This window comes from Pseudomonas phytophila (assembly GCF_025643095.1).
GTDB lineage: Bacteria > Pseudomonadota > Gammaproteobacteria > Pseudomonadales > Pseudomonadaceae > Aquipseudomonas > Aquipseudomonas quasicaspiana.
Window position 1 is genome coordinate 2,821,636 of the sequence record NZ_CP081201.1, and the last position, 24,578, is coordinate 2,846,213.

Here is a 24,578-nt window from a genome sequence, read left to right on the forward strand (position 1 = left end):
GGAATGGGGTGCTGTGATATAACACCGGCCTGTTTTCTCTTCAACTGGATAGAGCCATGAAAGCCAAGGCTGACACCCCTTTCGTACCGCTGAATATTGCTGTTTTGACGGTGAGTGACACCCGTACTCGCGAAACTGATACGTCTGGCCAGATGTTTGTCGATCGTCTCACTGAAGCCGGTCACAGCCTGATCGAGCGCGTGCTGCTCAAGGATGACTTGTACAAGATCCGCGCGAAGGTCGCTGGCTGGATTGCCGATGATGAAGTGCAAGTGGTGCTGATTACCGGCGGCACGGGTTTCACCGGCCGTGACAGTACGCCGGAAGCGGTTGCTTGCTTGCTGGATAAACAGGTTGATGGTTTCGGTGAGTTGTTCCGACAGATATCCGTGCCGGATATCGGCACTTCGACTATTCAGTCCCGGGCTCTTGCCGGTCTGGCCAACGGTACGCTGGTCTGCTGCCTGCCCGGTTCGACCAACGCAGTGCGCACCGGTTGGGACGGCATCCTCGCTCAGCAGCTGGACAACCGTTTTCGCCCCTGCAACTTCGTGCCGCATTTGAAGCAAGCCGAGCCTTGCGCAACACGTGGGTAATGCACCGATGAACAAGCCGTTGATGCCGGTCGAACAGGCCCTGGCGCGTTTGCTGGAAATGGCTGAAGCAGCGCCCGTCACTGAGTCAGAAACAGTGCCGTTGGCGCAGGGTCAAGGCAGGGTGCTGGCGCAGGACATGATTGCAACGCTGGACCTGCCACCGTGGCCCAACAGCGCCATGGACGGTTATGCCTTGCGCCTGTCTGACTGGAAAGGCGAACCGCTGGTCGTCAGTCAGCGGATTTTTGCCGGTCAGGCACCGGAGCCTTTGGCGCCTGGTACGTGCGCGCGGATTTTCACTGGCGCACCGGTTCCGGCGGGTGCCGACTGTATCGAAATGCAGGAAAACGCCGAAGTCTTCTCCGATCAGCGTGTGGGGTTCACCGAGCCTCTGCAGATCGGCCAGAACATCCGCCCCCAAGGTCAGGAAACCCGAACGGGTGACAAAGTCCTTGCTGCCGGCACGCGTCTTGGGCCTATCGAGCTGGGGCTGGCCGCTTCGTTGGGGCTGGCGGAGCTGCAAGTGATCAGGCGTGTACGGGTTGCCGTGCTCTCGACCGGCGATGAGCTGATCGAACCCGGTCAGCCACTGGGGCCGGGGCAGATCTACAACAGCAACCGCGTGTTGTTGTGCAGTTGGCTTAAAAGGCTGGAGTGCGATGTGATCGACGCCGGAATTCTGCCCGATGATCTGGAGAAGACCCGTACGGCATTGGGTGCGCTTAACGACGTGGACTTGATCCTGTCTACCGGCGGCGTTTCCGTGGGTGAAGCGGACTTCCTTGGGCACGCACTGCGCGAGGAGGGCGAATTGTCGCTTTGGAAGCTGGCAATCAAGCCTGGCAAGCCGCTGACGTTCGGGCATTTTCGCGGTGTGCCGGTGATCGGTTTGCCAGGTAATCCTGCATCGACGCTGGTGACCTTCGCCTTGCTGGCCCGTCCTTATCTGCTGCGTCGTCAGGGAGTGGCCGACGTCACGCCGCTGCAGTTTCCGGTACCCGCAGGCTTCGCCTGGACCAAACCCGGCAACCGCCGAGAGTATTTGCGCGGCAGGCTGGAGCAGGGACGGGCAGTGTTTTACAAGAACCAGAGTTCTGGCGTGTTGCGCAGCGCGGCCTGGGCTGATGGTTTGATCGAGGTTCGCGAAGGCAGCACCGTTGCTGAGGGCGATCAGGTCAACTTCATCCCCTTGAGTGAAGTGCTCGGCTGAATGGGTTTTTACCGGTCCGTATGGTCTATCCGCGAGGCATGAGCTACCCTCAAAAACGCTGACAAGTTGGGCATTTCGGTTTTCGCCCTGGAGTTTTGTTATGCCGTCTTTGAGAGTGGCTTGTGTCATCCCGACTTATAACGGGCGAAAGGACCTGGAGCGGTTACTGGATTCTCTGGCCACCCAGACCGCTGTCTTCGACACCCTGATCGTTGACTCAAGCTCCAGCGATGGAACGCTTGAGTTGGCTCGTTCGCGCTGCGCAAATGTAACGCGCATTGACAGCAAGGACTTCAACCACGGCGGCACGCGGCAGATGATGGTTGAGTTCAACCCTGATTACGACGTCTACGTCTATATGACGCAGGACGCGTACGTCGAGGATGTGCAGGCCATCGCCAACATACTGCTGCCTTTCGCCGATCCGAAAGTCGGTGCCGTGTGCGGGCGCCAGTTACCCCATAAAGACGCCAGCCTGTTGGCCCAGCACGCCCGTTTGTTCAATTACCCGCCGGTGTCACAAATCAAGACGCTGGACGATGCGCCGGTATTGGGTATCAAGACACCCTTCATGTCCAATTCGTTTGCGGCCTACCGCCGTGAAGCCTTGCTGGATATCGGTGGCTTCCCCCGGCATGTGATCTTGTCCGAAGACATGTACGTCACGGCGAAGATGCTGATGCGGGACTGGAAAGTGGCGTATGAAGGCTCGGCGGTGTGTCGTCATTCTCACAACTACACCATTTGGGAAGAGTTTCAGCGTTACTTCGATATCGGTGTGTTTCAGTCCCGCGAAGCCTGGATCTACGACACCTTCGGCGGCGTTGGCGGGGAGGGGATGCGTTACGTCAAATCAGAGCTCAGATTCCTCGGGCCTCGGCGCTTCCAACTCTGGCCGCTGTCGTTCATTCGCAACGCAGCAAAGCTGGTGGCTTACAAGCTCAGCAAGCAGGAAAAACACCTGCCTAAACGTCTGAAGAAAAAGCTCGGTATGCATGGTCGTTATTGGGATGGGCCGTATGGATAGAAGGGAAATGCATCCAGCCTCAGTTCGACGGGTTTGAATCGAATGTTCGCCGTGAATCAATAAAGCTTTATTCGTGCATTACATAGTCATCGCGGGCAAGCGCGCTCCTACCGTTTGATCGCATTCAGACGGTAGGAGCGCGCTTGCCCGCGATGACTATTTACCATTCAAATCAGGTCATGCAGCCTGTTCGGCCCTCTCAATCCTTCCCGGCTTCCTCTTCCTGCCTGTCCGCCTCGAACAGCTGAGACAGCTCTTTCCTGGCTTCCCGGGCGGTTTGCAGAACCTTGGCCGCGTCGTCATACACAAGATGCTGTGCTGCCAGAACCTGTTCATCGTGGCGTTTGAAGCGGCTGATACGCGCGTCCGCCTGCGTCTGGGTCAGGCCCAGGCCGATCAGTGTCCGCCGACTCATTTCCAGGCTGGAATAGAACGTTTCCCTGACGGCCTGTGCCCCAACATCGATCAGACGATGCACATGCTGCCGGTTGCGAGCGCGGGCGATAATCTTGATGTTCGGATACAGCTTGTTAACCAGCTCAGCAGTCTTGATGTTGATATCAGGATCATCCGTCGCAATGATGAAAAACTCTGCCTGCTCAACCTTGGCTGCGCGAAGGATTTCAGGGCGCAACGGATCGCCGTAGAACACTGGCACATTACCGAAGCTGCGTGAAAACTCGATGGACTCCACGGCAGTATCAAGGGCAACAAAAGGGATGTTCTGCGCGCGCAGAATCCGCGCAACGATCTGGCCCATACGGCCCATGCCTGCGATCACCACCCGCGGCGCGTCGGTGTTGATATCCCGGTACTCGTCCGGGACTTCCACCACGACCGGCTTGGGTTTGAGCCAGCGGGCTATGCCCAGTAATAACAGTGGAGTCAATGCCATGGACAGTGTGATGGTAAGTACCAGCGTGTCGTATAACTGAGCGTCAAACAGGCCTTGATCGCTGCCAATCTTGAACACCACAAAAGCGAACTCACCACCCGCAGCGAGCACGATGCCCAGTCGTAGCGCGCTTTGCTTGCCCAACCCGCCCGCCAGTCGACCGACAATAAACAGCAGCGGCAATTTGATGAAAATCAGTAGCAGTGTCAGGCCCAGTACGACCAAAGGTTCGCTGAGCAACAATCCGAGATTGGCGCCCATGCCCACGCTCATGAAAAACAAACCGAGCAACAGGCCCTTGAACGGTTCTATCTGCGACTCCAGTTCGTGACGGTACTCCGAGTCAGCCAACAGCAGACCGGCAAGGAAGGCTCCCAGTGCCATGGACACGCCCACCAGATCCATCAGCCATGCCGTGCCGATAACCACCAGTAAAGCGGTCGCCGTGGACACTTCCTGGATTTTTGTCTTGGCCACAATGCGGAACACCGGACGCAGCAAGTAGCGACCACCTACCACCACAATCGCAATGACGCCCAGTACCTCCAGGCCATGAGTCAGGCCATCGCTGGCACTGAGCTTGTCGTCTGTACCGGCGAGCAGCGGCACCATGGCAATCAACGGGATAGCGGCGATGTCCTGAAACAACAGAATGGCAAATGCCAGTCGGCCGTGAGGGCTGTTCAGTTCCTTGCGCTCGGCGAGACTCTGCAGACCAAAGGCCGTGGACGACAGCGCCAGTCCTAATCCCAGAACAACGGCAGTATTCAGTGGCTGGCCGAAGGCGAGCAGGGCAATCATGCCGATGACCAGCCCCGTCAACAGGACCTGCGCCATTCCGACGCCGAACACGGCTTTACGCATCACCCATAAACGCTTGGGTGACAGTTCGAGGCCGATGATAAACAGCAACAACACAACACCCAATTCGGAGATATGGCTGACGCTTTCGGGATTGCCGATCAACCCCAGCACCGACGGACCGATGATCACACCGGCGAACAGGTAACCGATCACCGCACCCAGTTGTAGCCGCTTGGCCAGTGGAACGGTCAAAACCGCGGCGAACAGGAACACGACTGCGGCCTGCAACAGGCTGCCTTCATGGGGCATGGTTGACTCCTTGCTAAACACGAATAGACCGAGTGGACGGCCTTAAAAGGGCGCTATTAAACCACGCGAATTGTAACCAGCGTTGTCCGGATGTGCTCTGGCATGGGCTGGAGAGCAATTGCAGGGAAGGCATTACGAGGAGGCTGGTTTGAGGATGCCGCTGTCAGGCCTGGCACATCAGCGTAAGATAGGTGCGCATTTGAGCGTAATGAATGCTGTCCACGAAGATTTCAGGAACCTTGCAATGACCAATAAACAACGTTTGATCTATTCGCTGCTGATCGCCCTCGCGGTACTGGCGATCATGCTGGGTCTTTCACACCTGCAAGCCAGTGGTGTCATCAGCGAGAAGACTTTCCAGTACATCGCTATCGCCGTTGCCGTTCTGGTCGTGGTCATCAACGGCGTGATACGTCGCAAGGTCAAGCGCTGAGGGCTTGCGTTCCGGATCATAGCCGGGCGGTCATTTCATTAAGCCGACTTGCCCGGTTCGTTGAGTAGTTCCATGGCCTGAGGGTGCAAGCTATAGCTTTTGTCCGGATTGAGAAAAATGACGCCTTCATCGCAGAGGCGTTTAAGTACTTCCCGCACGCTCAGGAAGGACAGCGGAATATCCAGCTTGAGCATTTGACTGTGCACACCACGCACGCCCAGAGGCTGACCCTCGCTGGTTGCCTGCAGCAGTGCATCCAGAACTTTCAACCGGACCAGGCTGGTCCGCAGCCCGAAGCTTTTAAGCAACTTGCGGATAGGTTCGTTGCCTTGGCGTTCTGTATCAGCGGCAGGCGCCTGTGCCTGCGCGGCAATGGCTGACTGGCGCAGCATCGTTCGGGTTGTGGTGGCTTGACGATTCAACATGCGCAAATTCCTTTTCAGGCTCTAAAAATGCTTGCCTCACTTAGTAAGACGTATGAGCGCTGCAAATCCTCAATCGTTTTTGAAAAAAACTTTACCGGGCATCGCTTCAACTGCTCTCCGGCTGAGCATTGCGCACTAAATTTCCCCGTCGTTCTTCGTCTTTAAGTGAGCCACAGCCCCTCCCGGCTGTGACTTTCTGTAAGCCAGCCATCAGGAGTCAGAGTGATCATTTTCAAGCGCGTGCCGACGTTGTGTATTTCCGGATTATTGTTTGGCCTGAGTGTCAGCGCTCATGCGCAGTTGCCCGGGCAACAGGCCAGCGTGGAAGTCCGCAGGACCACCTTTGGCGTGCCGCATATTCGCGCACAGAACGAGCGTGGCCTTGGTTATGGCATCGGCTATGCCTACGCGCAGGACAATCTTTGCCTGCTGGCAAACGAAGTGGTCACGGTTAATGGCGAGCGCTCACGTTACTTCGGTCCTGAGAATCAGACCTTCGAGAAGCGCAACAACATGGCCAGCGATGTGTTCTTCAACTGGTTGAATACGCCCACGGCCGTTGCAGCATTCTGGAAGGCCCAGACGCCCCAGGTCCGCCAATTGGTTGAAGGATACGTGGCGGGTTACAACCGGCTCCTCGCGGAAACACAAGCGGCCGGTACTCAGGTTGAATGCCTTAATGCGCAATGGCTGCGCCCGATCACTGTCGAGGATCAGGTCAAGCTCACGCGTCGTTTGCTGGTAGAAGGCGGTGTGGGGCGCTTTGCCGAGGCGCTGGCCGCCGCGACACCGCCTGCCGCCGCCGGTGCCAATACCGCCAGCCGGTCAATAGATTCAATGTCATTCGCCAGCGCCGCTGACCACGACAAGAACTTTGCACTCGAGCGAGGCAGCAATGCGGTGGCAATCGGGCGTGACCGGTCGGAGAACGGGCGCGGCATGCTGTTGGCCAACCCGCATTTTCCGTGGGTTGGCGGCATGCGTTTTTATCAGATGCATTTGACCATCCCCGGCAAACTCGACGTGATGGGCGCTGCTCTGCCCGGTTTTCCGCTGATCAATATCGGTTTCAGCCAGCATCTGGCCTGGACCCATACGGTGGATACCTCGAAACACTTTACGTTGTACCGCCTCAAGCTCGATCCCAAGGATGCCACTCGTTATATCGTTGACGGTCAGTCCCGACCGCTGAAAAAAGCCACCGTCACCGTTACTCTGACTGACAAGGACGGCAAGCCCCAACAGCAATCCCGTGAGATCTATCAGTCCGAGTTCGGTCCGGTGGTGCAATGGCCGGGCAAGCTGGACTGGAATCACAAATATGCCTACAGCCTGCGTGATGCGAACCTCGGCAATGACCGGGTCATTCAACAGTGGTACGCGATGAACCGCGCTCAAAGTCTCGCTGAGCTGAAAGGGGCGTTGCAGAAAATCCAGGGCACCCCCTGGGTCAACACCCTCGCGGTCGATGATCAGGGGCAGACGCTCTACACCAACTATTCAGTTGTGCCGAATGTCAGCCAGCAGAAGCTCGCCCAATGCAGCGATCCTGCTGCCGGGCTTGAGATGATTGTGCTCGATGGCTCGCGCAGTGCCTGCGCTTGGGATAACGACCCGACAGCGGCACAGGCGGGTATTTTTCCGGGTTCGGCGTTGCCAACCTTAAGCCGTAGCGATTATTTGCAGAACTCCAATGACTCGGCGTGGATGACCAACCCGGCGCAGCCGTTAACGGGGTTCTCGCCACTGATCAGCCGTGATGCCCAGCCCCTGGGCCCCCGCACGCGCTTCGCAGTGGATCGACTGACCAGCCTGCAACAGGCTGGCAAAGTTACCCTTGCCGACTTGCAGGCAATGGTCATGGATAACCGGGTTTATCTGGCCGAGGCGGGCGGGCTGCTGGACGATCTGCTGCAATACTGCGCAGGGTATTCCGGGGCGGATGTTGCGACGATCAAAAGTGTTTGCACGAGCATGAGTCAGTGGGACCGCAGCGCCAACCTGGAGGCTGGCATAGGCTTCGTGCATTTTCAGAACATCACCAAAGCGCTGCAAAGTGTGCCGAATGCCTGGCGTATTGCATTTGATCCGGCCAATCCGATCCACACGCCACGCGGGCTGAATATTCAACAGGCGGGTGTAACCGAAGCGCTGCATGCGGCGATGCTGGAATCGGCGGAACAAATGAGCAAGGCGGGTCTGAAGGCAGGCAGCCGTTGGGGAGATATTCAGGTTTCAACCGCGGGCACTCAGCAGACGCCGATCCATGGCGGCCCGGGCATCTTGGGCATATACAATGCGATACAGAGTGTTCCGCGTGGTGATGGCAAGCGGGAAGTGGTCAGTGGCAGCAGCTATTTGCAGGTAGTGAGTTTCGATGAGCGCGGCCCCCATGCTCAAGGATTGCTGGCCCCCTCTGAATCAACCAGTCCGGAGTCGCCGCACCGCCGGGACCAGACTGAGGCGTTCTCCAAAAAGCAATGGGCTGTATTGCCGTTCACCGAGCAGCAGATCCAGGCGGATCCGGCTTATCGGTTGCAGGTGATCAAGGAGGGGCAGAAGTAATCTCCAGGAGGAATATTCGATCAATCTGAATTGGAAAGAGATCCCTGTGGGAGCGGTGCTTGCCCGCGATAAGGCTGGACTCGATTTCCTTTAGGTCGCGCCCAGCCTTATTGTCGGAATGTCGCCCAGACCAAGCTCGGCCCCCACATCGGCCTGCTCCTGTCTGGGGATCGTCTAACTAACCCTTCGGCGTAGCACTCGGCCGTCTATTGATGACCTGATTGCCTTCGTTGTTACGGGTCACCGTCACGGGCAGGACCTTGGGCAGTGAAGCCACCAGACTCGCCATTTCCTGCGTGTTGTAACTACCGCCGATGCGGATTGCGCCGGTGGCGTTGTCGGCCAGCAGTATGGGTTGCGGCAGGTAGCGATTGATCAGCGGTAGCGCTTGCGCCAGCGGCAGATTGTTGATCACCAGCTTGCCATTGCGCCATGCCAGACTGTTGTCGTTGGCGTAGGTCTCGCTGATCTGTGGCTCGAAATCGCCGCTTTTGTAACTGGCCTGCATGCCGGGCTCAAGGCGATAACCGCTACCGGGTTGAGACGTGTCACTGACCACCTGGACCGACCCTTCGAGCAACATCACCCGAACCTGATCCTGATACATCCAGACGTTGAATTTTGTACCGGTGACCTTGACGCTGCCTTGGCCTGCCTTCACCACAAACGGATGTTGAGCATCGTGGCTGACCTCGAAGAACGCTTCGCCCTTGTCCAGCACTACGCTGCGCCGATCCTTGTAGTTGGCGAAGGTCAGGCGGGTTCCCAGATTCAACTCCACCCGACTGCCGTCAGCCATGGTAATCAAGCGGGTACTGCCGTCGGCTTCATAGGTGTCATAGGCATTGGGCAGCCAGCCCTGGTTCCATCCGATATAGCCTGCAACCGGCAATGCCAGGGCGATGACCGCAGCCGCTGCGGCATAACTGCGCCAGTTTTTACCGGGAGCTTTTGGTACTGCGCCAGTGAGCAACTTCGCGACGTTTTCGTGATGGGTGGGCAGAGGATTGACCGGTACAACCTGCTCGGAAATTTCCCAGATTTCCAGCATCGCCTGATACTCGACGGTATGCAGCGGATGAGCATCAAGCCACTGTTCGAATGCTCTGCGCTCTTCAGCGGTGCAATCGCTGGCGTGCATGCGCATGCACCAATGTGCTGCGGCATCGGTGACGGCGTCGTATTCGGCTTCGCTGAGAATTGGGTCGGTCATTGGCACTCCGGCTGTAGGAGCATTCTACATCTGCGCAGGAGCGGGGGAGAACAGCTATGGCCATTGAATATCAACACAGCAGGCCATTTTTTGGGTAATAGAGGTCAATTCGCGTTAACGCATTGTTTTAACACCCTATTGAATGCACAGCGGTATTAGACTGCCGATCTTCCAGTTAACCCCGTGGAGCCATGGATGAACGTGAGTATCGAACTAACCTCAAACCCCACCGACGAACAAGTGTCAGCAATCCTTACGCCATTGCGTGCCTATAACGTTGCTCAGGCGGGAGAGTCCGGAGCGGAGAAGTTTGCATTACTGGTTCGGGATGAACAAAGCAATGAAGTGCTAGGCGGATTGAATGGCAGCATCTTTTATCGATGGATGTTCATCGAGTTGCTGGCGGTGCCGGAGCAGGCCCGTGGTCAGGGGCTTGGTTCGCGTTTAATGACGATGGCGGAAGATCTGGCGCGGGAGAAAAATTGCGTGGGCATATGGCTCGATACATTCGATTTCCAGGCACCGGACTTCTATCGCGGTCTTGGTTATAGCGAGTGCGGTCAGATCAACGATTATCCACCCGGGCACACCCGTTACTTCTTCCAGAAGCGCCTCGATAACGTCGATTTACCCGCGTGATGTTTGCGCAGTAATGTGCGCAGGCGCGTGACGCAATACTTCATCGCTGGATAACGTGTTTAACCTGACGCCGGAGTTTCAAATGTCTGTACCTCGCGATATCGAAACCCATAATCTCAGTTTCAATGAGCTGGCTCAGGTGCTGCGACAGATATTCGTACGCCACGGAACGTCGGAAGAGGTAGCCGAAGTCCTTTCGCAAAACTGTGCGAGTGCACAGCGAGATGGCTCCCACAGTCACGGGATTTTCCGTATTCCCGGTTATTTGTCGTCGTTGGCCAGTGGTTGGGTCAATGGGCAAGCCGTGCCGGTGGTGGAGGATGTCGGCGCTGCATTTATTCGGGTCGACGCGGCTAATGGCTTCGCACAGCCTGCGTTGGCGGCGGCGACGCCTTTGCTGATAGAGAAAGTTAAAAGTGCGGGTATCGCGATTCTTGCCATTCGCAGTTCCCATCATTTTGCGGCGTTGTGGCCAGATGTCGAGCCATTCGCCGAACAGGGTCTTGTCGCGTTAAGCGTGGTCAACAGCATGACTTGCGTAGTGCCACACGGTGCGCAGAAGCCGCTATTCGGTACCAACCCCATTGCGTTCGCTGCACCGCGCGCCGGCGGACAGCCTATTGTGTTTGATCTTGCCACCAGTGCGATTGCCAATGGCGACGTGCAAATCGCCGCCCGTGCCGGACGCACTTTGCCAGCTGGCATGGGCGTTGATAGCGCCGGGCAGCCGACACTGGAACCCAAAGCAATTCTCGATGGCGGGGCGCTGCTGCCGTTTGGTGGCTACAAAGGGTCTGCGCTGTCGATGATGGTCGAACTACTGGCGGCGGGTCTCACCGGGGGTAATTTCTCGTTTGAATTCGACTGGTCCAGGCATCCGGGCGCCCAGACGCCCTGGACCGGGCAATTGCTGATCGTCATTGATCCTGACAAAGGCAGCGGTCAGCACTTCGCAGAGCGCAGCGAGGAGTTGGTCAGGCAGATGCATGGCGTCGGGCAGGAGCGCATACCGGGTGACCGGCGTTATGAGGAACGAGAAAAATCACTCGTGGAGGGTATCGAAATTTCTCGAACCGAGTGGGCTAACCTGCAAGCGCTCGCAGCAGCAACCGATCGCTGACAAAGCCGTTCGTCGCTCGCTGGCTTGCGTTATCCGCCTTATACAAATACTGTATGTTTAAACAGTAAATTGAAAAGAGGCGGTTGCCATGTCCCTTGAAAACGTTGCAAGCACTACCACTGATCACGCATCCATCATTGCCGGCATGAATGAAATGCAGCGTGAAGACTTCCTGGCACTGGCGGCCGCGCTTCGTCAGTTCAATGCCTATGAACCGCTGGTGTCGATGGCCATTGTTAACGCTCAGAACGCGGGTGATTACCAGGTTCGCCTTGCTGCAGACTGACTTCGCTTTCAGCGCGCGCCCTGGTCACGCTTTCAGTCACTGCGGCTGAGCGTGCATGTCGGCGTTTGCCATTGCGTATCAAGCGAAGCGCCACCAATGTGCCGAACATCGAGACCACGAACCAGCCCAGCAGAAAGTTCACCACCCTTGATTCTCCAGATTACGGCCGCAGGGATTTATACCACTCTCAGCAACTGATAATCAGGTAGCCAGACAGAATCGACGCAAGCCTGTCTTGATCAGCTATATATGAAACGTATATGCTTCGTATATTCCATACGAGGTGAATCATGGGGCTGGTCAAAATTTCTGAACATATGCACGCCAATATCCGTGCAGCGAGTGCGGCACTCAGTCGATCGATCAATGCGCAGGCGGAGCACTGGATGCGGGTTGGTATGTTGAGCGAGTTGCACCCCGGACTGAATTACAGTGATATCTGCCAGATGCTGATCCGTACTGAAAACGCCGATGGCGTCGTACTGAGTGCGCAGACCTACGATATCTCGCCTGTTGAATCGCAGCCGAAGGTGGCTTCTCGATGAGCGGCCCGGTCAGCATCAAAAGTGAAGCGGATCTGGTTCAGCTGCGAATTGCCGGCAGGTTGGCTGCCGACGTTCTGGCCATGATCACCCCGCATGTAAAGGCGGGCGTCAGCACCGAGGCACTGGACGATATCTGCAATGAATACATCGTCAAAGAGCTGAAAGTAATCCCGGCCAATGTCGGTTATCACGGCTTTACCAAGACCACCTGCATCTCACCCAATGCGGTGGTGTGTCACGGCATACCGTCCGCGTCCGACATCCTCAAGGATGGCGATATCATCAACATCGACGTTGCCGTCATCAACGATGGTTGGTACGGCGATACCAGCCGCATGTACTTCGTCGGTGAAGTCAGTCCGTTGGCAAAGCGTCTGGTGCACACCACCTACGAAGCCACTCGTGCCGGTATTCACGCGGTACGTCCCGGAGCTACGCTGGGCGATATCGGCCATGCAATCCAGACGGTGGCGCACCGTGAAGGGTTCAGCGTTGTTCGTGAATATTGTGGCCACGGGATCGGTCGTAACTACCACGAAGATCCTCAGGTGTTGCACTACGGTGCACAAGGAAAGGGCATGCGCCTCAAGCCCGGCATGGTCTTTACCATTGAGCCGATGATCAATGCGGGCAAGCCGGGCACCAAGACATTGCCTGATGGCTGGACAGTGCTAACCAGAGACTTGTCTTTGTCTGCCCAGTGGGAGCACATGGTCGCGGTCACGGAGACCGGCTTCGAGCTGCTCACGCCATGGCCAGAGGGTACTGGCGAATACCCGGAGATCTGACATGAAAAAGCCCGACCTGAAACAGGTCGGGCTTTTTACGTTCTAGCCCTGGACTTCAAAGGCTTTGGCAGCAACTACACCTGCCGAACTAAGCTTGATCGGGTAATTGAGCGAACGCCCCGGCTCGCCTGGTGAATCGACGCTGCCGTGGTGAATCAGGCCGCCTTGTTGCAAGTACTCCAGGGTGTCCGCGACTGCGTTCTCCCCCCTATAGTTGTCGAGTACTTCTTTACCCAAACCTGCCGGGTGGGCTTTCAGGAGTCGGGTGAGGACTTCTTTTTCAAGGTCTTTATCGATTGTCATGCTTACCTCGCGTTGCTGGTTGATGAGCGCTGCTTGGTAATTGGGACCGTCTCAAAATGGGTTCGTTTAGAGTTTCTCGTTCCTGGGTGTCTTTTTCCAATGCACCTGGGTTACGCCCCGTCCCTCTGCCTGCTTGAGCGCGACTCGAATAGGCCCTGTCGCAACATTGTCGCCTACCTGCCAAACCCCCGCGTGCAGTGTGGCAATGTGCAGCGCGTCGCTTTCGCATAGCTGTAATGCCTGATGGCAAAAGTGTCGAGGTTCACCGCGAAACTGGTAATGAATTTCAAAATCCGTCTGATCTTTCATCATTGCCCCTGCCTGTGTTGTCTAGGGATGCGTCTCTGAAAATGTGTACTTCCTGGGTACCTGAGAGCTTGAGCCGGGATTGTGTCCGACGTGCTACCCAATCATTTAGAGATCGATACAGGCTTGCAAAAGACTTCAAGCGGCCTTGAATCGTACTGCTGCTCCAGCTATCGCTTTTCTGATGTTTTGTCCCGAAAAGAGATACGGAGATTTACACCGAATTGAACATAGTTGTACAAAACTCCGATGAGTGGCGATGTGCTTTATGGAGTCGAGAGGGACTGCGCCTCAGGCAGAGGAGAGCATTGCTAACCGGGCAACCTGTCCTTCAGGTTGCCCGATTCAGGTAGGCCGCTAACGGGCTCTTGAGACGGTTTTTTCGCAGCTTTTCAGATCTACCGGGCCTACGAACTCGTTGGCTCGTCCCATCACACAGGCAATCTTCTGATTACGCTGGCGCTCCCAGCTTTCCACGGGATACGTCTTGTTCCAGGCCTGATAAAGCTGCTGGTCCTGACGCGACAGACGCAAGTTGTACTGCTTGCTCATATAGAAATACGTGCGCGCAATCATGCCGCGAATGGAAGGCCGTGGCATGACCTTTTTGGCCTTGAAATCAACCTGAGTCAGGCACGATCCGTACTGGCCCGTTTGGGCCGGAAGCCAGCCAAAGCTAAAATTGTTTCGATCGCCGTTGACCTCGCCAATGCTGGGCACAAGGTTGTGCAGGTCGGCTTCGGCTTGCTGGAAAATCTTGTCATTCTTCGTACAGTTTTTGCGTCCGCCGTTTTGCCAGCATTGACGCAAATGACCGATTTGCCATGCCGGAACGATGTGCTCCCATTCAATGCGCTTGGCGCGCGTGGCGTTCTTGCGTGGGACATAGCCGCAACCGGCGATATCAACCTTGTTGCCACTGTATTTACAGCCGCAGTAAAACTCCGTTGACTGGGCGGAGTAGAGGCCCCAGGCAATTTTTTTCGCCTGGCTGAAGGTATGTGGCGCTTCTGCGTGAACGTTGAATGGAGCGGTGAGGAGCAGGGTTGTACAAAACAGGGTAAGGATTCGCACCATCATGCCGTCAGTCTTCCTTCGGCACTGTCCAGAAAATGTGTATACCGCCATCATCCCGATAGGCGAGGGTTACGTTGTCGTTTTCAGCGATCTCTTCAAGCAACTGATTCCACTCGTCTTCGATTTCATCTGGCAGACGGAATATCAAGGCCGCCTTGGCTTTCTGTGCCGTAGGTGAATTGATGATCTTTTGTACTCTTACGCCCAAACGTTCGTAGGAGCTGGGTAGGGACTGAGTTGCTGCGCTGGATTTCGCCACGGAAAAGGTTCCTGGGTTGCTGTACGGGCATACAGTATTTCACTGTGGGCTATTTCGCAACTTCTCTGTAGGAAAACAGAACGGACCTGTAGGCATCACCGTCTGGCACTCAGCGTTAAAGAAAAAAACGGCGTAGCCGATTGTTGTGTCAGGACTCCATTAATTCAGGATGACAGTCATGACTATTTTCACCGTCGGTTTTTCAGCGCCTGCGTTCAGTATCAGTGCGGGAACGACCCCCAGCACAGATGCTGTTACTGAAGACGAGAAGAAGCTCGATACGACGTCGGAAGAGAAAAAAATCAGCGGCGACATTTCCGATCATCTGAGTGTCTCTTCCAAACGGCTGCTCAAGCGTCTGGCCGAATTGCAGGAGCAGTTGCGTGACTTGAGGGCGAGGATGCAGTCCGCAGAAAACGCTGCCTATTCGAATCTCGCGGCCAAAAACTCGGCGGTGTCCAGCTTTCAAAGTCAGATAACCGCGGTCACCGGATCGATCATGTTGATGTCCGCTTCGTTGTTCAAAGAACTCGACAGAAGTGGTGGCATGGACATTACGGTGTAATCGTTACTCGATTATTTAGCGCCGCGCTCCGTTCCGGGCGTTGACAATCGTCGCGCCGTTTCTCATAGTTCGTTTCTCGCAAACGTTTGCGCCATGATCGTCGATCAGGGGTGCGATACTTTGCCCGACACAATAATCATAAGATCGGAGTGTACCCATGAAGCTGCCATTTGCTGGACGCGTTCTTGCCGTCGCTATGCTCGCTGCTGTTGCCGCAACAACCTCCCTCCCTGCTTTATCCGCTGACTCCGCGGAAAAGCCCAAAGTCGCGCTGGTGATGAAATCCCTTGCCAACGAGTTCTTCCGCACCATGGAAGACGGTGCCAAGGCTTACCAGAAAGAAAACGCTGACAAGTTTGATCTGATCTCCAACGGCATCAAGGACGAATCAGACACCTCCAGCCAGATCCGCATTGTCGAGCAGATGATCGTTTCCAAGGTCAACGCACTGGTCATCGCCCCTGCAGACTCCAAGGCGTTGGTGCCGGTCATCAAGAAGGCGATGGACGCCGGGATCACGGTCGTGAACATCGACAATCAACTGGACCCTGAGGTGCTGAAAAGCAAAGGCATCAGTGTGCCTTTTGTGGGACCCGATAATCGTAAAGGTGCCAGGCTGGTGGGTGAGTACCTGGCTCGCGACCTGAATCCGGGTGATGAAGTAGGCATTATCGAAGGCGTTTCCACGACCACCAACGCTCAGCAGCGCACAGCTGGGTTCAAGGATGCCATGGAAGCCAAACAGATGAAGATTGTCTCGGTTCAGTCTGGTAACTGGGAAATCGACAAAGGCAACGCCGTTGCTTCGCAAATGCTCAATGCCCACCCGAACCTGAAAGCGCTGCTGGCCGGTAACGACAGCATGGCGCTGGGCGCTGTTTCTGCCGTGCGAGCGGCAGGCAAAAAGGATCAGGTCAAAGTAGTGGGCTACGACAACATCAAGGCTATCCAGCCCATGATCAAAGACGGTCGAGTGCTGGCGACGGCTGATCAGTTCGCCGCCAGGCAAGCCATGTTCGGTATCGACGCGGCCTTGAAAATTCTCAAGGGCGAAAAAGTCGAGACAGTGAATGGGGTCATCGAAACGCCGGTCACGCTGGTCACTCAATCCAAACTGTAACTCCTTCGTCGAATGACTGCATCTGCCCGTCCTGGGCAGGTGCACGGAGAGATTTATGTCCGTTTCAGCTCAAACTGCTGTGCTTTCTGTCAGCGGTATAGGCAAAACCTACGCGCAACCCGTACTTGGCGATATCGACCTGACGTTGATGCGCGGCGAAGTGCTGGCCCTCACGGGGGAAAATGGCGCAGGAAAAAGTACTCTTTCGAAAATAATCGGCGGTCTGGAAGCGCCCACCACCGGGCAGATGCAGTTCCAGGGCGAAAGCTATCAGCCGACCAGTCGAACCCAGGCAGAAAAGCTGGGGGTGCGTATGGTGATGCAGGAACTCAACCTGCTGCCCACGCTGTCCGTTGCTGAAAACCTGTTTCTCGACAACCTGCCGCGACGTGCCGGCTGGATCAACCGCAAGCGTCTGCGTGAAGATGCGACGCAGGCCATGGCTCAAGTAGGGCTGGATGCAATCGACCCGGATACATTGGTCGGTGAACTGGGCATCGGTCATCAGCAGATGGTGGAGATCGCCCGCAATCTCATCGGTGACTGTCGCGTGCTGATTCTTGATGAGCCGACCGCCATGTTGACGGCTCGGGAAGTCGAGATGTTGTTCGAGCAGATCACCCGCCTGCAGGCACGCGGCGTGTCGATCATTTACATCTCTCACCGCCTTGAGGAATTGCAGCGTGTCGCGCAACGTATCGCTGTGCTGCGCGATGGCAAGCTGGTGTGCGTCGACGCTATCGCCAATTACAGCAGCGAGCAGTTGGTGACGTTGATGGTCGGTCGCGAACTGGGTGACAAGATCGATCTGGGGGCGCGCCAGATTGGGGAAGTCGCACTGAGCATCAAAGGCCTGAGTCGGGGTGACAAGGTTCGGGATGTCTCGTTTCAGGTTCGCAAAGGCGAAATCTTCGGTATCTCCGGATTGATCGGTGCGGGTCGTACCGAGCTTATGCGCCTGATCTACGGTGCCGATCTGGCCGATAGCGGCACCATCGAGTTGGGTAGTCCGCTGCGCAGTGTTTCGATTCGTTCACCTGCCGACGCCGTTCGCCAGGGTATCGCGTTGATCACTGAAGACCGCAAGGGCGAGGGGCTTTTGCTGACCCAGTCCATCAGCGCCAATATCGCCCTGGGCAACATGGATGCAGTCTCGGCTGGCGGACTGGTCAAGGCTCAAGATGAGACGAGCCTGGCGCAACGGCAGATCGATGCCATGCACATCCGCAGTTCCGGTCCGGCGCAGTTGGTTTCCGAGCTTTCCGGTGGCAATCAGCAGAAGGTGGTGATTGGTCGATGGCTGGAGCGTGACTGTCCGATCATGCTGTTCGATGAACCAACCCGGGGCATCGATGTTGGTGCCAAATTCGATATCTACGGGTTGTTTGGTGAGCTGACCCGTCAGGGCAGGGCGCTGGTCGTGGTCTCCAGTGATTTGCGCGAGCTGATGCTGATCTGTGATCGCATCGGCGTGCTGTCTGCCGGACGCCTGATCGACACCTTCGAGCGCGACAGCTGGACCCAGGACGAACTGCTCGCTGCCGCATTTGCCGGCTATCAAAAACGCGACGCGCTGCTCAGTGAAGCCGCGCCGAGGACTGCTTGATGAAAACCTCCACCCCTTCACCGGCTTTGCCTTCACCGGCCAAACGCAGCGGCACCTATTTCGGCCTGGGGACTTATCTGGGCCTGGCGGGTGCTCTGCTGGCGATGATCGTGCTGTTCTCGCTGCTCAGTGACCATTTCCTTTCGTACAACACCTTCAGCACCATCGCCAACCAGATCCCGGACTTGATGGTGTTGGCAGTCGGCATGACCTTTGTGCTGATCATCGGCGGCATTGACCTGTCGGTGGGTTCGGTGCTGGCACTGGCGGCTTCAGCCGTCAGTGTGGCCATTCTTGGCTGGGGCTGGAGCATTATCCCGGCTGCATTGTTTGGCATGGCATGCGCCGCACTCGCCGGGACGATTACCGGATCCATCACTGTTGCCTGGCGGATTCCATCATTCATCGTGTCGCTGGGCGTGCTGGAAATGGCCCGGGGTGTCGCGTACCAGATGACCGACTCGCGCACGGCCTACATTGGCGACTCGTACGCCTGGTTATCGGACCCTTTTGCCTTCGGCATCTCGCCTTCTTTTGTGATTGCCTTGCTGGTCATTATTGTCGCTCAGGCGTTGCTTACCCGTACCGTATTCGGGCGCTACCTGATTGGCATTGGCACCAATGAAGAGGCCGTGCGGCTGGCGGGCATCAATCCCAAGCCTTACAAGATTCTGGTGTTCTCGTTGATGGGCCTGCTGGCGGGCGTGGCTGCGCTGTTCCAGATTTCCCGCCTGGAGGCGGCTGACCCTAACGCAGGCTCGGGCCTGGAGCTGCAAGTTATTGCCGCAGTGGTGATCGGCGGTACCAGTCTGATGGGCGGGCGCGGTTCGATCATCAGTACCTTCTTCGGTGTCCTGATCATCTCCGTGCTGGCGGCCGGGCTGGCGCAAATTGGTGCCACGGAGCCGACCAAGCGGATTATTACCGGCGCAGTGATTGTTATCGCGGTAGTGCTCGACACCTATCGTAGCCATCGCGCCAAGCGCCAGGTCTGATATGGCAACGATCAAAGATGTAGCGGCATTGGCCGGTATTTCCTACACCACGGTTTCTCATGTCCTGAATAAATCCAGGCCCGTGAGCGATGAGGTCAGGATCAAGGTCGAAGCAGCCATCAAGCAACTGGATTATGTGCCCAGTGCAGTAGCGCGTTCTCTTAAAGCCAAAACCACGTCGACTATCGGGCTGCTGATCCCCAATGGCGTGAACCCCTATTTTGCCGAGTTGGCACGAGGCATCGAAGACTACTGCGAGCGCAACGGTTTCTGCGTGATTCTGTGTAATTGCGATGACAATGCGGATAAACAGCGGGGCTATCTGCGCGTGCTGTTGGAGAAGCGCGTCGATGGGCTGATCGTGTCCTCGGTGGGCGGCGATCCTGGTCTGGATGGTGGCCTCGCCGGTGTACGCACGCCGATGGTAGTGGTCGACAGGGAGCTGGAGGGTATTGATGCCGACCTGGTGCGTATAGATCATGAACTGGGCGGTTATCTGGCAACCCATCATCTGCTGGGGTTGGGGCATCGACACATCGCCTGCATTCATGGACCGGCGCAAACCAGTGTGGCGCGACTAAGGCTGCGTGGTTACGAGCGAGCCATGGCAGAAGCAGGCATCAAGGTTGAGGCGCATTGGGTGATCGAAAGCGATTACACCAGTCCGGGAGGCTATCAGGCGGCTGTCAGCCTGCTGGAGGACAACCCGCCAACTGCCATTTTTGCGGGTAATGACATGATCGGGATTGGCGTGTTGCGCGCTGCGGCCGAGCGTAATTTACGCGTGCCAAAAGACTTGTCAGTGGTGGGGTTCGATGACATCGAAATGAGCCGCTATGTCTATCCTGCGCTGACGACCGTGGGTCAGTCGATTGTAGAACTGGGCGAGAGTGCCGCGCAGATGCTGTTGCGGCGCATCACCGGGCCCTTCGACGGCGTGACCGAGCAGCGTGTCGTGTCCCCAAGCATTGTGTTGCGTGAATCTACGGCGCCGCCAGCCACATAATGACGTTGAGTAAAAACTACCTCGAGTAAGAACGATGAACGTGAAAAACAATGCAGAGATGTCGCACGCCCAGGTAGTGGTGGTCGGCAGTTTGAATATGGATCTGGTTACGCGAGCGCAACGCCTGCCGGGTCCGGGGGAAACCTTGAGTGGGGATTCGTTTGCTACCGTATCCGGCGGCAAAGGCGCCAATCAGGCTGTCGCAGCGGCGCGGCTGGGCGCGCGCGTGGCGATGATCGGTTGCGTAGGGGATGACGCCTATGGTGAGCAACTGCGTGCCGCTTTACTGGCCGAGCAGATCGATTGTCAGGGGCTCACTACCGTGGTGGGTGTGTCCACCGGAATCGCTTCGATTGTGGTCGATGCCAATGGCCAGAACGCGATCATTATTGTTGCCGGGGGCAATGGCCAGCTGACGCCGGATATCACTGACCGTTTTGATGCGCTGCTCGGTGCTGCACAGGTGGTGATCTGTCAGCTTGAAGTGCCATTGCCCACCGTTGCTCATGTGTTGCGTCGAGCGCGTGAACTGGGCAAGACGGTCATTCTCAACCCTGCGCCAGCATCTGCTGCGTTGCCCGATCAGTGGTATTCGTTGATTGATTATCTGATCCCCAATGAAACCGAGGCAGCGATTCTGAGCGGTATTGCGGTGGACTCGCTGTCGTCTGCAGAGCGCGCAGCGCGGTCCCTTCTGGACGCGGGCGCAGGCAAGGTGATCATTACTCTGGGAGAGCAGGGCGCGTTATTGGCATCGGGGCAGGGCATGGAGCAGTTTCCTGCGCCGCGCGTGACTGCGGTCGACAGCACGGCTGCGGGTGATACATTTGTCGGCGGTTTCGCCGCGGCGCTGGCTGAAGGTCGCACTGAAGCCGAGGCGATTCGTTTCGCGCAAAAGGCTGCGGCGTTGTCGGTAACCCGAGCGGGTGCGCAACCTTCCATCCCTGATCGTGCTGAAGTACTAAGGTTTGACCCTACATGAAAAAAACACCCTTGCTGAATATCGCTCTTTCCCGCGTCATCGCGTCCCTGGGGCACGGCGATATCGTGATGATTGTTGACGCTGGCATGCCGATTCCGGCAGGCGTGGAGTTGATTGATCTGGCGTTGACTCGTGGGATGGTCGACTTCGCCAGTGCACTGGATACCGTACTGAGTGAAATGCAGGTCGAAAGCCATGTGCTGGCCGAAGAAATCATGTTCAAGAAGCCTCCCGCCCTGAGCGTTATCGAGGGCCTTAATCTGGATGGCGATCTGGGTGAGCAGCGGCTGCTCAGTCATGAGGCGCTCAAGGCCCTGAGCAAAAGTGCCAAAGCGATCGTGCGTACCGGTGAGTGCGAGCCATACAGCAACATTGCGCTGGTCGCCGGTGTGGTTTTCTGATTGTCCGTAAAGTCATTTAATCTGAACAGGGAGTTCGCTATGCAAGCATTGCCAATCATCAAACAGTTATTCCGGAGCCTGCTGCTTTTGTCCATTCTCAGTGCAAGCGTGGCCCAGGCCGCAGAAAAACGCGACTTGATCATCGATACCGATCCGGGAGCCGATGACGTGGTGGCGTTGCTGCTTGCACTGGCATCCCCCGAGGAGTTGAACGTTCTGGGGATTACGACCGTGGCGGGCAATGTGCGTCTGGACAAAACCTCTCGCAATGCACGACTGGCCCGCGAGTGGGCGGGGCGCGAAGAAGTGCCGGTATACGCCGGTGCGTCCAAGCCTTTGGTGCGTACGCCGATCTATGCGGAGAATGTCCACGGTCAGGAAGGTTTGCCCGGGGTGCCCGTGCATGAACCCAAGCAGGGGCTTGCCCAGGGTAATGCGGTGCAGTACCTGATTCACACCTTGCGCAAGGCCAAACCGCACAGCATCACCATCGCCATGCTGGGGCCGCAAACCAACCTGGCTCTGGCACTGGTACAGGATCCGGAAATCACTCAGGGCATCAAGGAAGTCGTCGTGATGGGCGGAGCGCACTTCAATGGCGGGAATATCACGCCGGTTGCCGAGTTCAACCTGTTCGCCGACCCTCATGCTGCTCAAGTGGTTCTGGCCAGCGGCGTCAAACTGACCTACCTGCCGCTGGACGTCACTCACAAAATACTCACCAGCGAGCAGCGTCTTGCGCAGATCGCCGCATTGAATAATCAGGCGGGCAAACTGGTCGGCAGTATTCTCAATGAGTACGTGAAGCTGGACATGACTCACTATGGTCTGCCCGGCGGGCCGGTGCATGACGCCAGTGTCATTGCCTGGTTGCTCAAGCCTGAGTTGTTCAGCGGCAGGCAGATCAACGTGGCTGTCGATAGCCGTGAAGGCATAGGTTTTGGGCAGACCGTTGCCGACTGGTACGACACGCTCGGCCGGGACAAGAACGTCTTCTGGGTCGAAAGTGGCGACGCGCAGGGCTTCTTCGATCTGCTGACCAGTCGCTTGTCACGCCTTAAATAAAGCCTCTCTGAGAAACCGGCAGGCGCTTGTTACGCCTTGCCGGTCTCGTTCGGGTAACGAGCAAGTACTTGCGTGATGAATGCCAGCGCGCCCTCTGTGCCCAACTCCTTTACCAGCAAGTCCACAGCAATGATCGCCAGCTCTTCCGGGTTGCCAGGGCTGTGTGATGAATGTCCCTGGTGCCATTTCGCCTTGATGTCTGCATCGATGGATACGACTGCCATTGCTGCCTCGTCTCGTCGTCTGAAAGGGAGATCCTTTACAGAGTGCGGCCTGGGCGGCCGAACGCCAGTTCCAGTAAAGCATTTCAGCCGCTGTTTGACACTGCAACCTACGGCGGTAACTCAGTGACGAGTCAGAACCCGGTGCATACGTACTCATGTTTTGTGACGATTTGCTGAGACGTGGCGCATCAAGCTCGGGCAGACTGCGCAGCGGTCTGTACTGATGGCCTGGAACTGGCCATGTGTTGCAACGAATGGGTTGCGGCGCTGTCGCAAGGATTCAGCTTATGTTTATCGGTCAAGGAGTCTGTATGCCGTGGAAAATCTCTTCAGTCGGGTTTGCTGTTGCGTTGTCGTTGCTGGCAGGGTGCAGCAGTACGTCTGAGTCAACAGCTCAAGAACCGAATGCTCCGGTTGCCAGTGGGCGCTGCGACGCCGCAGGTGCTCAGTTCGCCGTAGGTCAGCAAGCATCGGCTGCGTTGCTCGCCCAGGCCCGAGCCAAAGCAGGGGCGCAAGATGCCCGGTTCATTGGTGCCAACGATATGGTCACCCTGGAATACCGCTCCAATCGCGTCAATCTCAACACCGATGCCAATGGCAAGGTCGTGCGGGTCAACTGCGGCTAAGCCGAGCCTTTCCTGTACCCATAAAAAAACCCCGTCAGTGACGGGGTTTTTTTAGATCGCCTGGATTACTCCGCGCGAACCTGAGCAGCTTGCATGCCCTTTTGGCCTTTCTCAGCCACGAACGAAACGGTCTGGCCTTCTTTCAGGCTTTTGAAACCGTCGCTTTCGATAGCTTTGAAGTGTACGAACAGGTCGTCACCGCCACCCTGTGGGGTGATAAAGCCGAAGCCTTTTTCGTCGTTGAACCATTTTACGGTGCCGGTTTGGCGATTAGACATGGTGAATCTCCAAGAACATAATTTTTTCAGTGTACGTGTTGCTCAGGCCAACTGGGCACACCGGCCTATCATAGTCGAAATGTGGGAATGTAGAACTTTTTCAGTAAGAACTTTGAGCATTAACCGTAGGTAAACCCGGAATAACTTCTCTAAGTCACCCTGTTTCTGACGCTCAAAGTCACATTGAGTCGTAAGTAGACGGGGCTGAAAGGCTCGTATTTCAAGGCCTTCAGAGTTCGCTCTCAGTCATCCTGAAAACATGCCCCGCCTTACTTCGTGAAGTCATATAGATGAATTATTTTTTTGGCTGAGTGCAGTTTTTGGCGACCAGATCACTCATTTTTTTAGTTTGTTCAGGGGTTGGTGGCGGATTGGCATTACTCATTTTTTCAATTTCCGCACTGCTGAAGTTTTTGCTCACTTGCTCAGCGCCACACTCGCAATGGGATTTCGCTGAGGCTGCATCAAGCTTTTGTCCCGCGGTGGCCACGCAATCCTGGATGAACTTGGCTTTGGTTGGAGCGCTCATCGCTGCTTGAGCGCTGAGTGGCATTGCCAGGGCGATTGGGGCGAGCAGGGCGAGTAAACGTGTAAGCTTCATGGCGTTTTCCTTTATAGGGTTCAACGTATTTGCTGCAGGTTGCACAGCTATCTGACGATGAGTGTGGACGCCAGTTCAGTTTGAAAATTACGAGGCGAACGCGGATGCTGCAATTGATTGATCCTGCGTGCATGTGAATGGGTTGAGCTGTGATAGGATGCGCGTCCTTTATATCTGTCTGCGTCTGGCTGGTGTTCTTTTCGCCGTCGTTGTGCAGTTTTTATTTCAAACCAGTCATCTGGTTCGGTTCAAGGTTGGCCGCGAGGCTCCTGCCACTGTGAGGCAGGCATACCACCGGATCACGTACTG

The 24,578-nt window shown here is 56.4% G+C and carries 29 protein-coding genes; 19 read left to right on the top strand and 10 right to left on the bottom strand.

Annotation, left to right across the window (positions count from 1 at the left end):
- Positions 1 to 56: 56 nt before the first annotated feature.
- The 3 genes from moaB (at position 57) to K3169_RS12635 (ending at position 2,833) form a co-directional block, all read left to right on the top strand.
- A complete protein-coding gene (moaB, locus tag K3169_RS12625) occupies positions 57 to 596 on the top strand; it encodes a molybdenum cofactor biosynthesis protein B (RefSeq protein ID WP_027898187.1) in 540 nt (179 codons plus the stop codon).
- 7 nt (positions 597 to 603) lie between these two features.
- The gene (gene glp, locus K3169_RS12630; RefSeq protein WP_231674817.1) at positions 604 to 1,806 is read left to right on the top strand and encodes a gephyrin-like molybdotransferase Glp; all 1,203 of its coding nucleotides are present in this window, start codon (positions 604 to 606) and stop codon (positions 1,804 to 1,806) included.
- 100 nt (positions 1,807 to 1,906) lie between these two features.
- Positions 1,907 to 2,833, top strand: coding sequence for a glycosyltransferase (locus tag K3169_RS12635; protein WP_231674816.1), 927 nt, complete (start codon positions 1,907 to 1,909; stop codon positions 2,831 to 2,833).
- A gap of 199 nt (positions 2,834 to 3,032) precedes the next feature.
- Here K3169_RS12635 and K3169_RS12640 read toward each other — a convergent pair whose 3' ends face one another.
- Positions 3,033 to 4,841: a monovalent cation:proton antiporter-2 (CPA2) family protein gene (locus K3169_RS12640; RefSeq protein WP_099268684.1), complete on the bottom strand. Its 1,809-nt coding sequence runs from the start codon at positions 4,839 to 4,841 to the stop codon at positions 3,033 to 3,035.
- Positions 4,842 to 5,085: 244 nt separating this feature from the next.
- Between K3169_RS12640 and K3169_RS12645 the strand changes: the two genes are divergently transcribed.
- Positions 5,086 to 5,274 carry a hypothetical protein gene (locus K3169_RS12645; protein WP_027898664.1) on the top strand — a complete coding sequence of 63 codons (189 nt, stop codon included), beginning with the start codon at positions 5,086 to 5,088 and terminating at the stop codon, positions 5,272 to 5,274.
- A gap of 38 nt (positions 5,275 to 5,312) precedes the next feature.
- Here K3169_RS12645 and K3169_RS12650 read toward each other — a convergent pair whose 3' ends face one another.
- Positions 5,313 to 5,699, bottom strand: a complete 387-nt coding sequence (locus K3169_RS12650) for a Fe2+/Zn2+ uptake regulation protein (RefSeq protein WP_099268685.1) — start codon at positions 5,697 to 5,699, stop codon at positions 5,313 to 5,315.
- Between the two features lie 222 nt (positions 5,700 to 5,921).
- On the opposite strand from K3169_RS12650, the gene K3169_RS12655 reads away from it, so the two are divergent.
- Entirely contained in the window at positions 5,922 to 8,264 is a 2,343-nt protein-coding gene (locus K3169_RS12655) for an acylase (protein WP_122395542.1), read from the top strand.
- A 178-nt stretch (positions 8,265 to 8,442) separates the two neighbouring features.
- Here K3169_RS12655 and K3169_RS12660 read toward each other — a convergent pair whose 3' ends face one another.
- Positions 8,443 to 9,477, bottom strand: a complete 1,035-nt coding sequence (locus K3169_RS12660) for a FecR family protein (protein ID WP_231674813.1) — start codon at positions 9,475 to 9,477, stop codon at positions 8,443 to 8,445.
- A 195-nt stretch (positions 9,478 to 9,672) separates the two neighbouring features.
- On the opposite strand from K3169_RS12660, the gene K3169_RS12665 reads away from it, so the two are divergent.
- The 5 genes from K3169_RS12665 to map all read left to right on the top strand — a co-directional run bounded on the left by K3169_RS12665 (position 9,673) and on the right by map (position 12,855).
- Positions 9,673 to 10,116, top strand: a complete 444-nt coding sequence (locus tag K3169_RS12665; RefSeq protein WP_122395544.1) for a GNAT family N-acetyltransferase — start codon at positions 9,673 to 9,675, stop codon at positions 10,114 to 10,116.
- 82 nt (positions 10,117 to 10,198) lie between these two features.
- A complete protein-coding gene (locus K3169_RS12670) occupies positions 10,199 to 11,236 on the top strand; it encodes an Ldh family oxidoreductase (protein ID WP_122395545.1) in 1,038 nt (345 codons plus the stop codon).
- 88 nt (positions 11,237 to 11,324) lie between these two features.
- On the top strand, positions 11,325 to 11,522 hold the full coding sequence (locus K3169_RS12675; RefSeq protein ID WP_027898670.1) for a hypothetical protein: 198 nt from the start codon (positions 11,325 to 11,327) through the stop codon (positions 11,520 to 11,522).
- A gap of 290 nt (positions 11,523 to 11,812) precedes the next feature.
- Positions 11,813 to 12,067, top strand: coding sequence for a ParD-like family protein (locus K3169_RS12680; protein ID WP_027898671.1), 255 nt, complete (start codon positions 11,813 to 11,815; stop codon positions 12,065 to 12,067).
- Positions 12,064 to 12,855, top strand: coding sequence for a type I methionyl aminopeptidase (map, locus tag K3169_RS12685; RefSeq protein ID WP_099268690.1), 792 nt, complete (start codon positions 12,064 to 12,066; stop codon positions 12,853 to 12,855). Before K3169_RS12680 ends, map begins: the two co-directional genes overlap by 4 nt.
- A 42-nt stretch (positions 12,856 to 12,897) precedes the next feature.
- Here map and K3169_RS12690 read toward each other — a convergent pair whose 3' ends face one another.
- The 4 genes from K3169_RS12690 to K3169_RS12705 form a co-directional block, all read right to left on the bottom strand.
- Complete coding sequence (locus K3169_RS12690; protein ID WP_122395546.1) at positions 12,898 to 13,158, bottom strand: hypothetical protein; 261 nt, start codon at positions 13,156 to 13,158, stop codon at positions 12,898 to 12,900.
- Positions 13,159 to 13,224: 66 nt separating this feature from the next.
- Positions 13,225 to 13,467 (bottom strand): DUF6555 family protein, encoded by a 243-nt coding sequence (locus K3169_RS12695; protein WP_099268946.1) that lies wholly within the window; start codon positions 13,465 to 13,467, stop codon positions 13,225 to 13,227.
- 354 nt (positions 13,468 to 13,821) lie between these two features.
- A complete protein-coding gene (locus K3169_RS12700) occupies positions 13,822 to 14,544 on the bottom strand; it encodes an endonuclease (protein ID WP_255879508.1) in 723 nt (240 codons plus the stop codon).
- 4 nt (positions 14,545 to 14,548) lie between these two features.
- Positions 14,549 to 14,800, bottom strand: coding sequence for a DUF1654 domain-containing protein (locus K3169_RS12705; protein WP_027898675.1), 252 nt, complete (start codon positions 14,798 to 14,800; stop codon positions 14,549 to 14,551).
- Between the two features lie 178 nt (positions 14,801 to 14,978).
- Here K3169_RS12705 and K3169_RS12710 point away from each other — a divergent pair, with 178 nt between their 5' ends.
- The 8 genes from K3169_RS12710 to K3169_RS12745 all read left to right on the top strand — a co-directional run bounded on the left by K3169_RS12710 (position 14,979) and on the right by K3169_RS12745 (position 22,540).
- The gene (locus K3169_RS12710; protein ID WP_263271803.1) at positions 14,979 to 15,365 is read left to right on the top strand and encodes a hypothetical protein; all 387 of its coding nucleotides are present in this window, start codon (positions 14,979 to 14,981) and stop codon (positions 15,363 to 15,365) included.
- 157 nt (positions 15,366 to 15,522) lie between these two features.
- A complete protein-coding gene (locus tag K3169_RS12715; protein ID WP_027898676.1) occupies positions 15,523 to 16,485 on the top strand; it encodes a sugar ABC transporter substrate-binding protein in 963 nt (320 codons plus the stop codon).
- Positions 16,486 to 16,540: 55 nt separating this feature from the next.
- Positions 16,541 to 18,091 (top strand): sugar ABC transporter ATP-binding protein, encoded by a 1,551-nt coding sequence (locus tag K3169_RS12720; RefSeq protein WP_263271804.1) that lies wholly within the window; start codon positions 16,541 to 16,543, stop codon positions 18,089 to 18,091.
- On the top strand, positions 18,091 to 19,086 hold the full coding sequence (locus tag K3169_RS12725) for an ABC transporter permease (RefSeq protein WP_027898678.1): 996 nt from the start codon (positions 18,091 to 18,093) through the stop codon (positions 19,084 to 19,086). Before K3169_RS12720 ends, K3169_RS12725 begins: the two co-directional genes overlap by 1 nt.
- A gap of 1 nt (position 19,087) precedes the next feature.
- On the top strand, positions 19,088 to 20,092 hold the full coding sequence (locus tag K3169_RS12730; RefSeq protein WP_099268695.1) for a LacI family DNA-binding transcriptional regulator: 1,005 nt from the start codon (positions 19,088 to 19,090) through the stop codon (positions 20,090 to 20,092).
- 34 nt (positions 20,093 to 20,126) lie between these two features.
- Entirely contained in the window at positions 20,127 to 21,074 is a 948-nt protein-coding gene (gene rbsK / locus K3169_RS12735) for a ribokinase (protein ID WP_263271805.1), read from the top strand.
- The gene (gene rbsD / locus K3169_RS12740) at positions 21,071 to 21,475 is read left to right on the top strand and encodes a D-ribose pyranase (protein ID WP_027898681.1); all 405 of its coding nucleotides are present in this window, start codon (positions 21,071 to 21,073) and stop codon (positions 21,473 to 21,475) included. Before rbsK ends, rbsD begins: the two co-directional genes overlap by 4 nt.
- A 39-nt stretch (positions 21,476 to 21,514) precedes the next feature.
- Entirely contained in the window at positions 21,515 to 22,540 is a 1,026-nt protein-coding gene (locus K3169_RS12745; protein ID WP_263271808.1) for a nucleoside hydrolase, read from the top strand.
- A 29-nt stretch (positions 22,541 to 22,569) separates the two neighbouring features.
- Here the strand turns inward: K3169_RS12745 and K3169_RS12750 are convergent, their stop codons facing one another.
- A complete protein-coding gene (locus tag K3169_RS12750; RefSeq protein ID WP_027898683.1) occupies positions 22,570 to 22,764 on the bottom strand; it encodes a hypothetical protein in 195 nt (64 codons plus the stop codon).
- Positions 22,765 to 23,075: 311 nt separating this feature from the next.
- Between K3169_RS12750 and K3169_RS12755 the strand changes: the two genes are divergently transcribed.
- On the top strand, positions 23,076 to 23,390 hold the full coding sequence (locus tag K3169_RS12755) for an I78 family peptidase inhibitor (RefSeq protein WP_027898684.1): 315 nt from the start codon (positions 23,076 to 23,078) through the stop codon (positions 23,388 to 23,390).
- Positions 23,391 to 23,455: 65 nt separating this feature from the next.
- Here K3169_RS12755 and K3169_RS12760 read toward each other — a convergent pair whose 3' ends face one another.
- Together K3169_RS12760 and K3169_RS12765 are read right to left on the bottom strand one after the other, a co-directional pair.
- Positions 23,456 to 23,668, bottom strand: a complete 213-nt coding sequence (locus tag K3169_RS12760; protein WP_007905882.1) for a cold-shock protein — start codon at positions 23,666 to 23,668, stop codon at positions 23,456 to 23,458.
- A 295-nt stretch (positions 23,669 to 23,963) separates the two neighbouring features.
- Positions 23,964 to 24,269 (bottom strand): hypothetical protein, encoded by a 306-nt coding sequence (locus K3169_RS12765; protein WP_263271812.1) that lies wholly within the window; start codon positions 24,267 to 24,269, stop codon positions 23,964 to 23,966.
- Positions 24,270 to 24,578 lie beyond the last annotated feature (309 nt).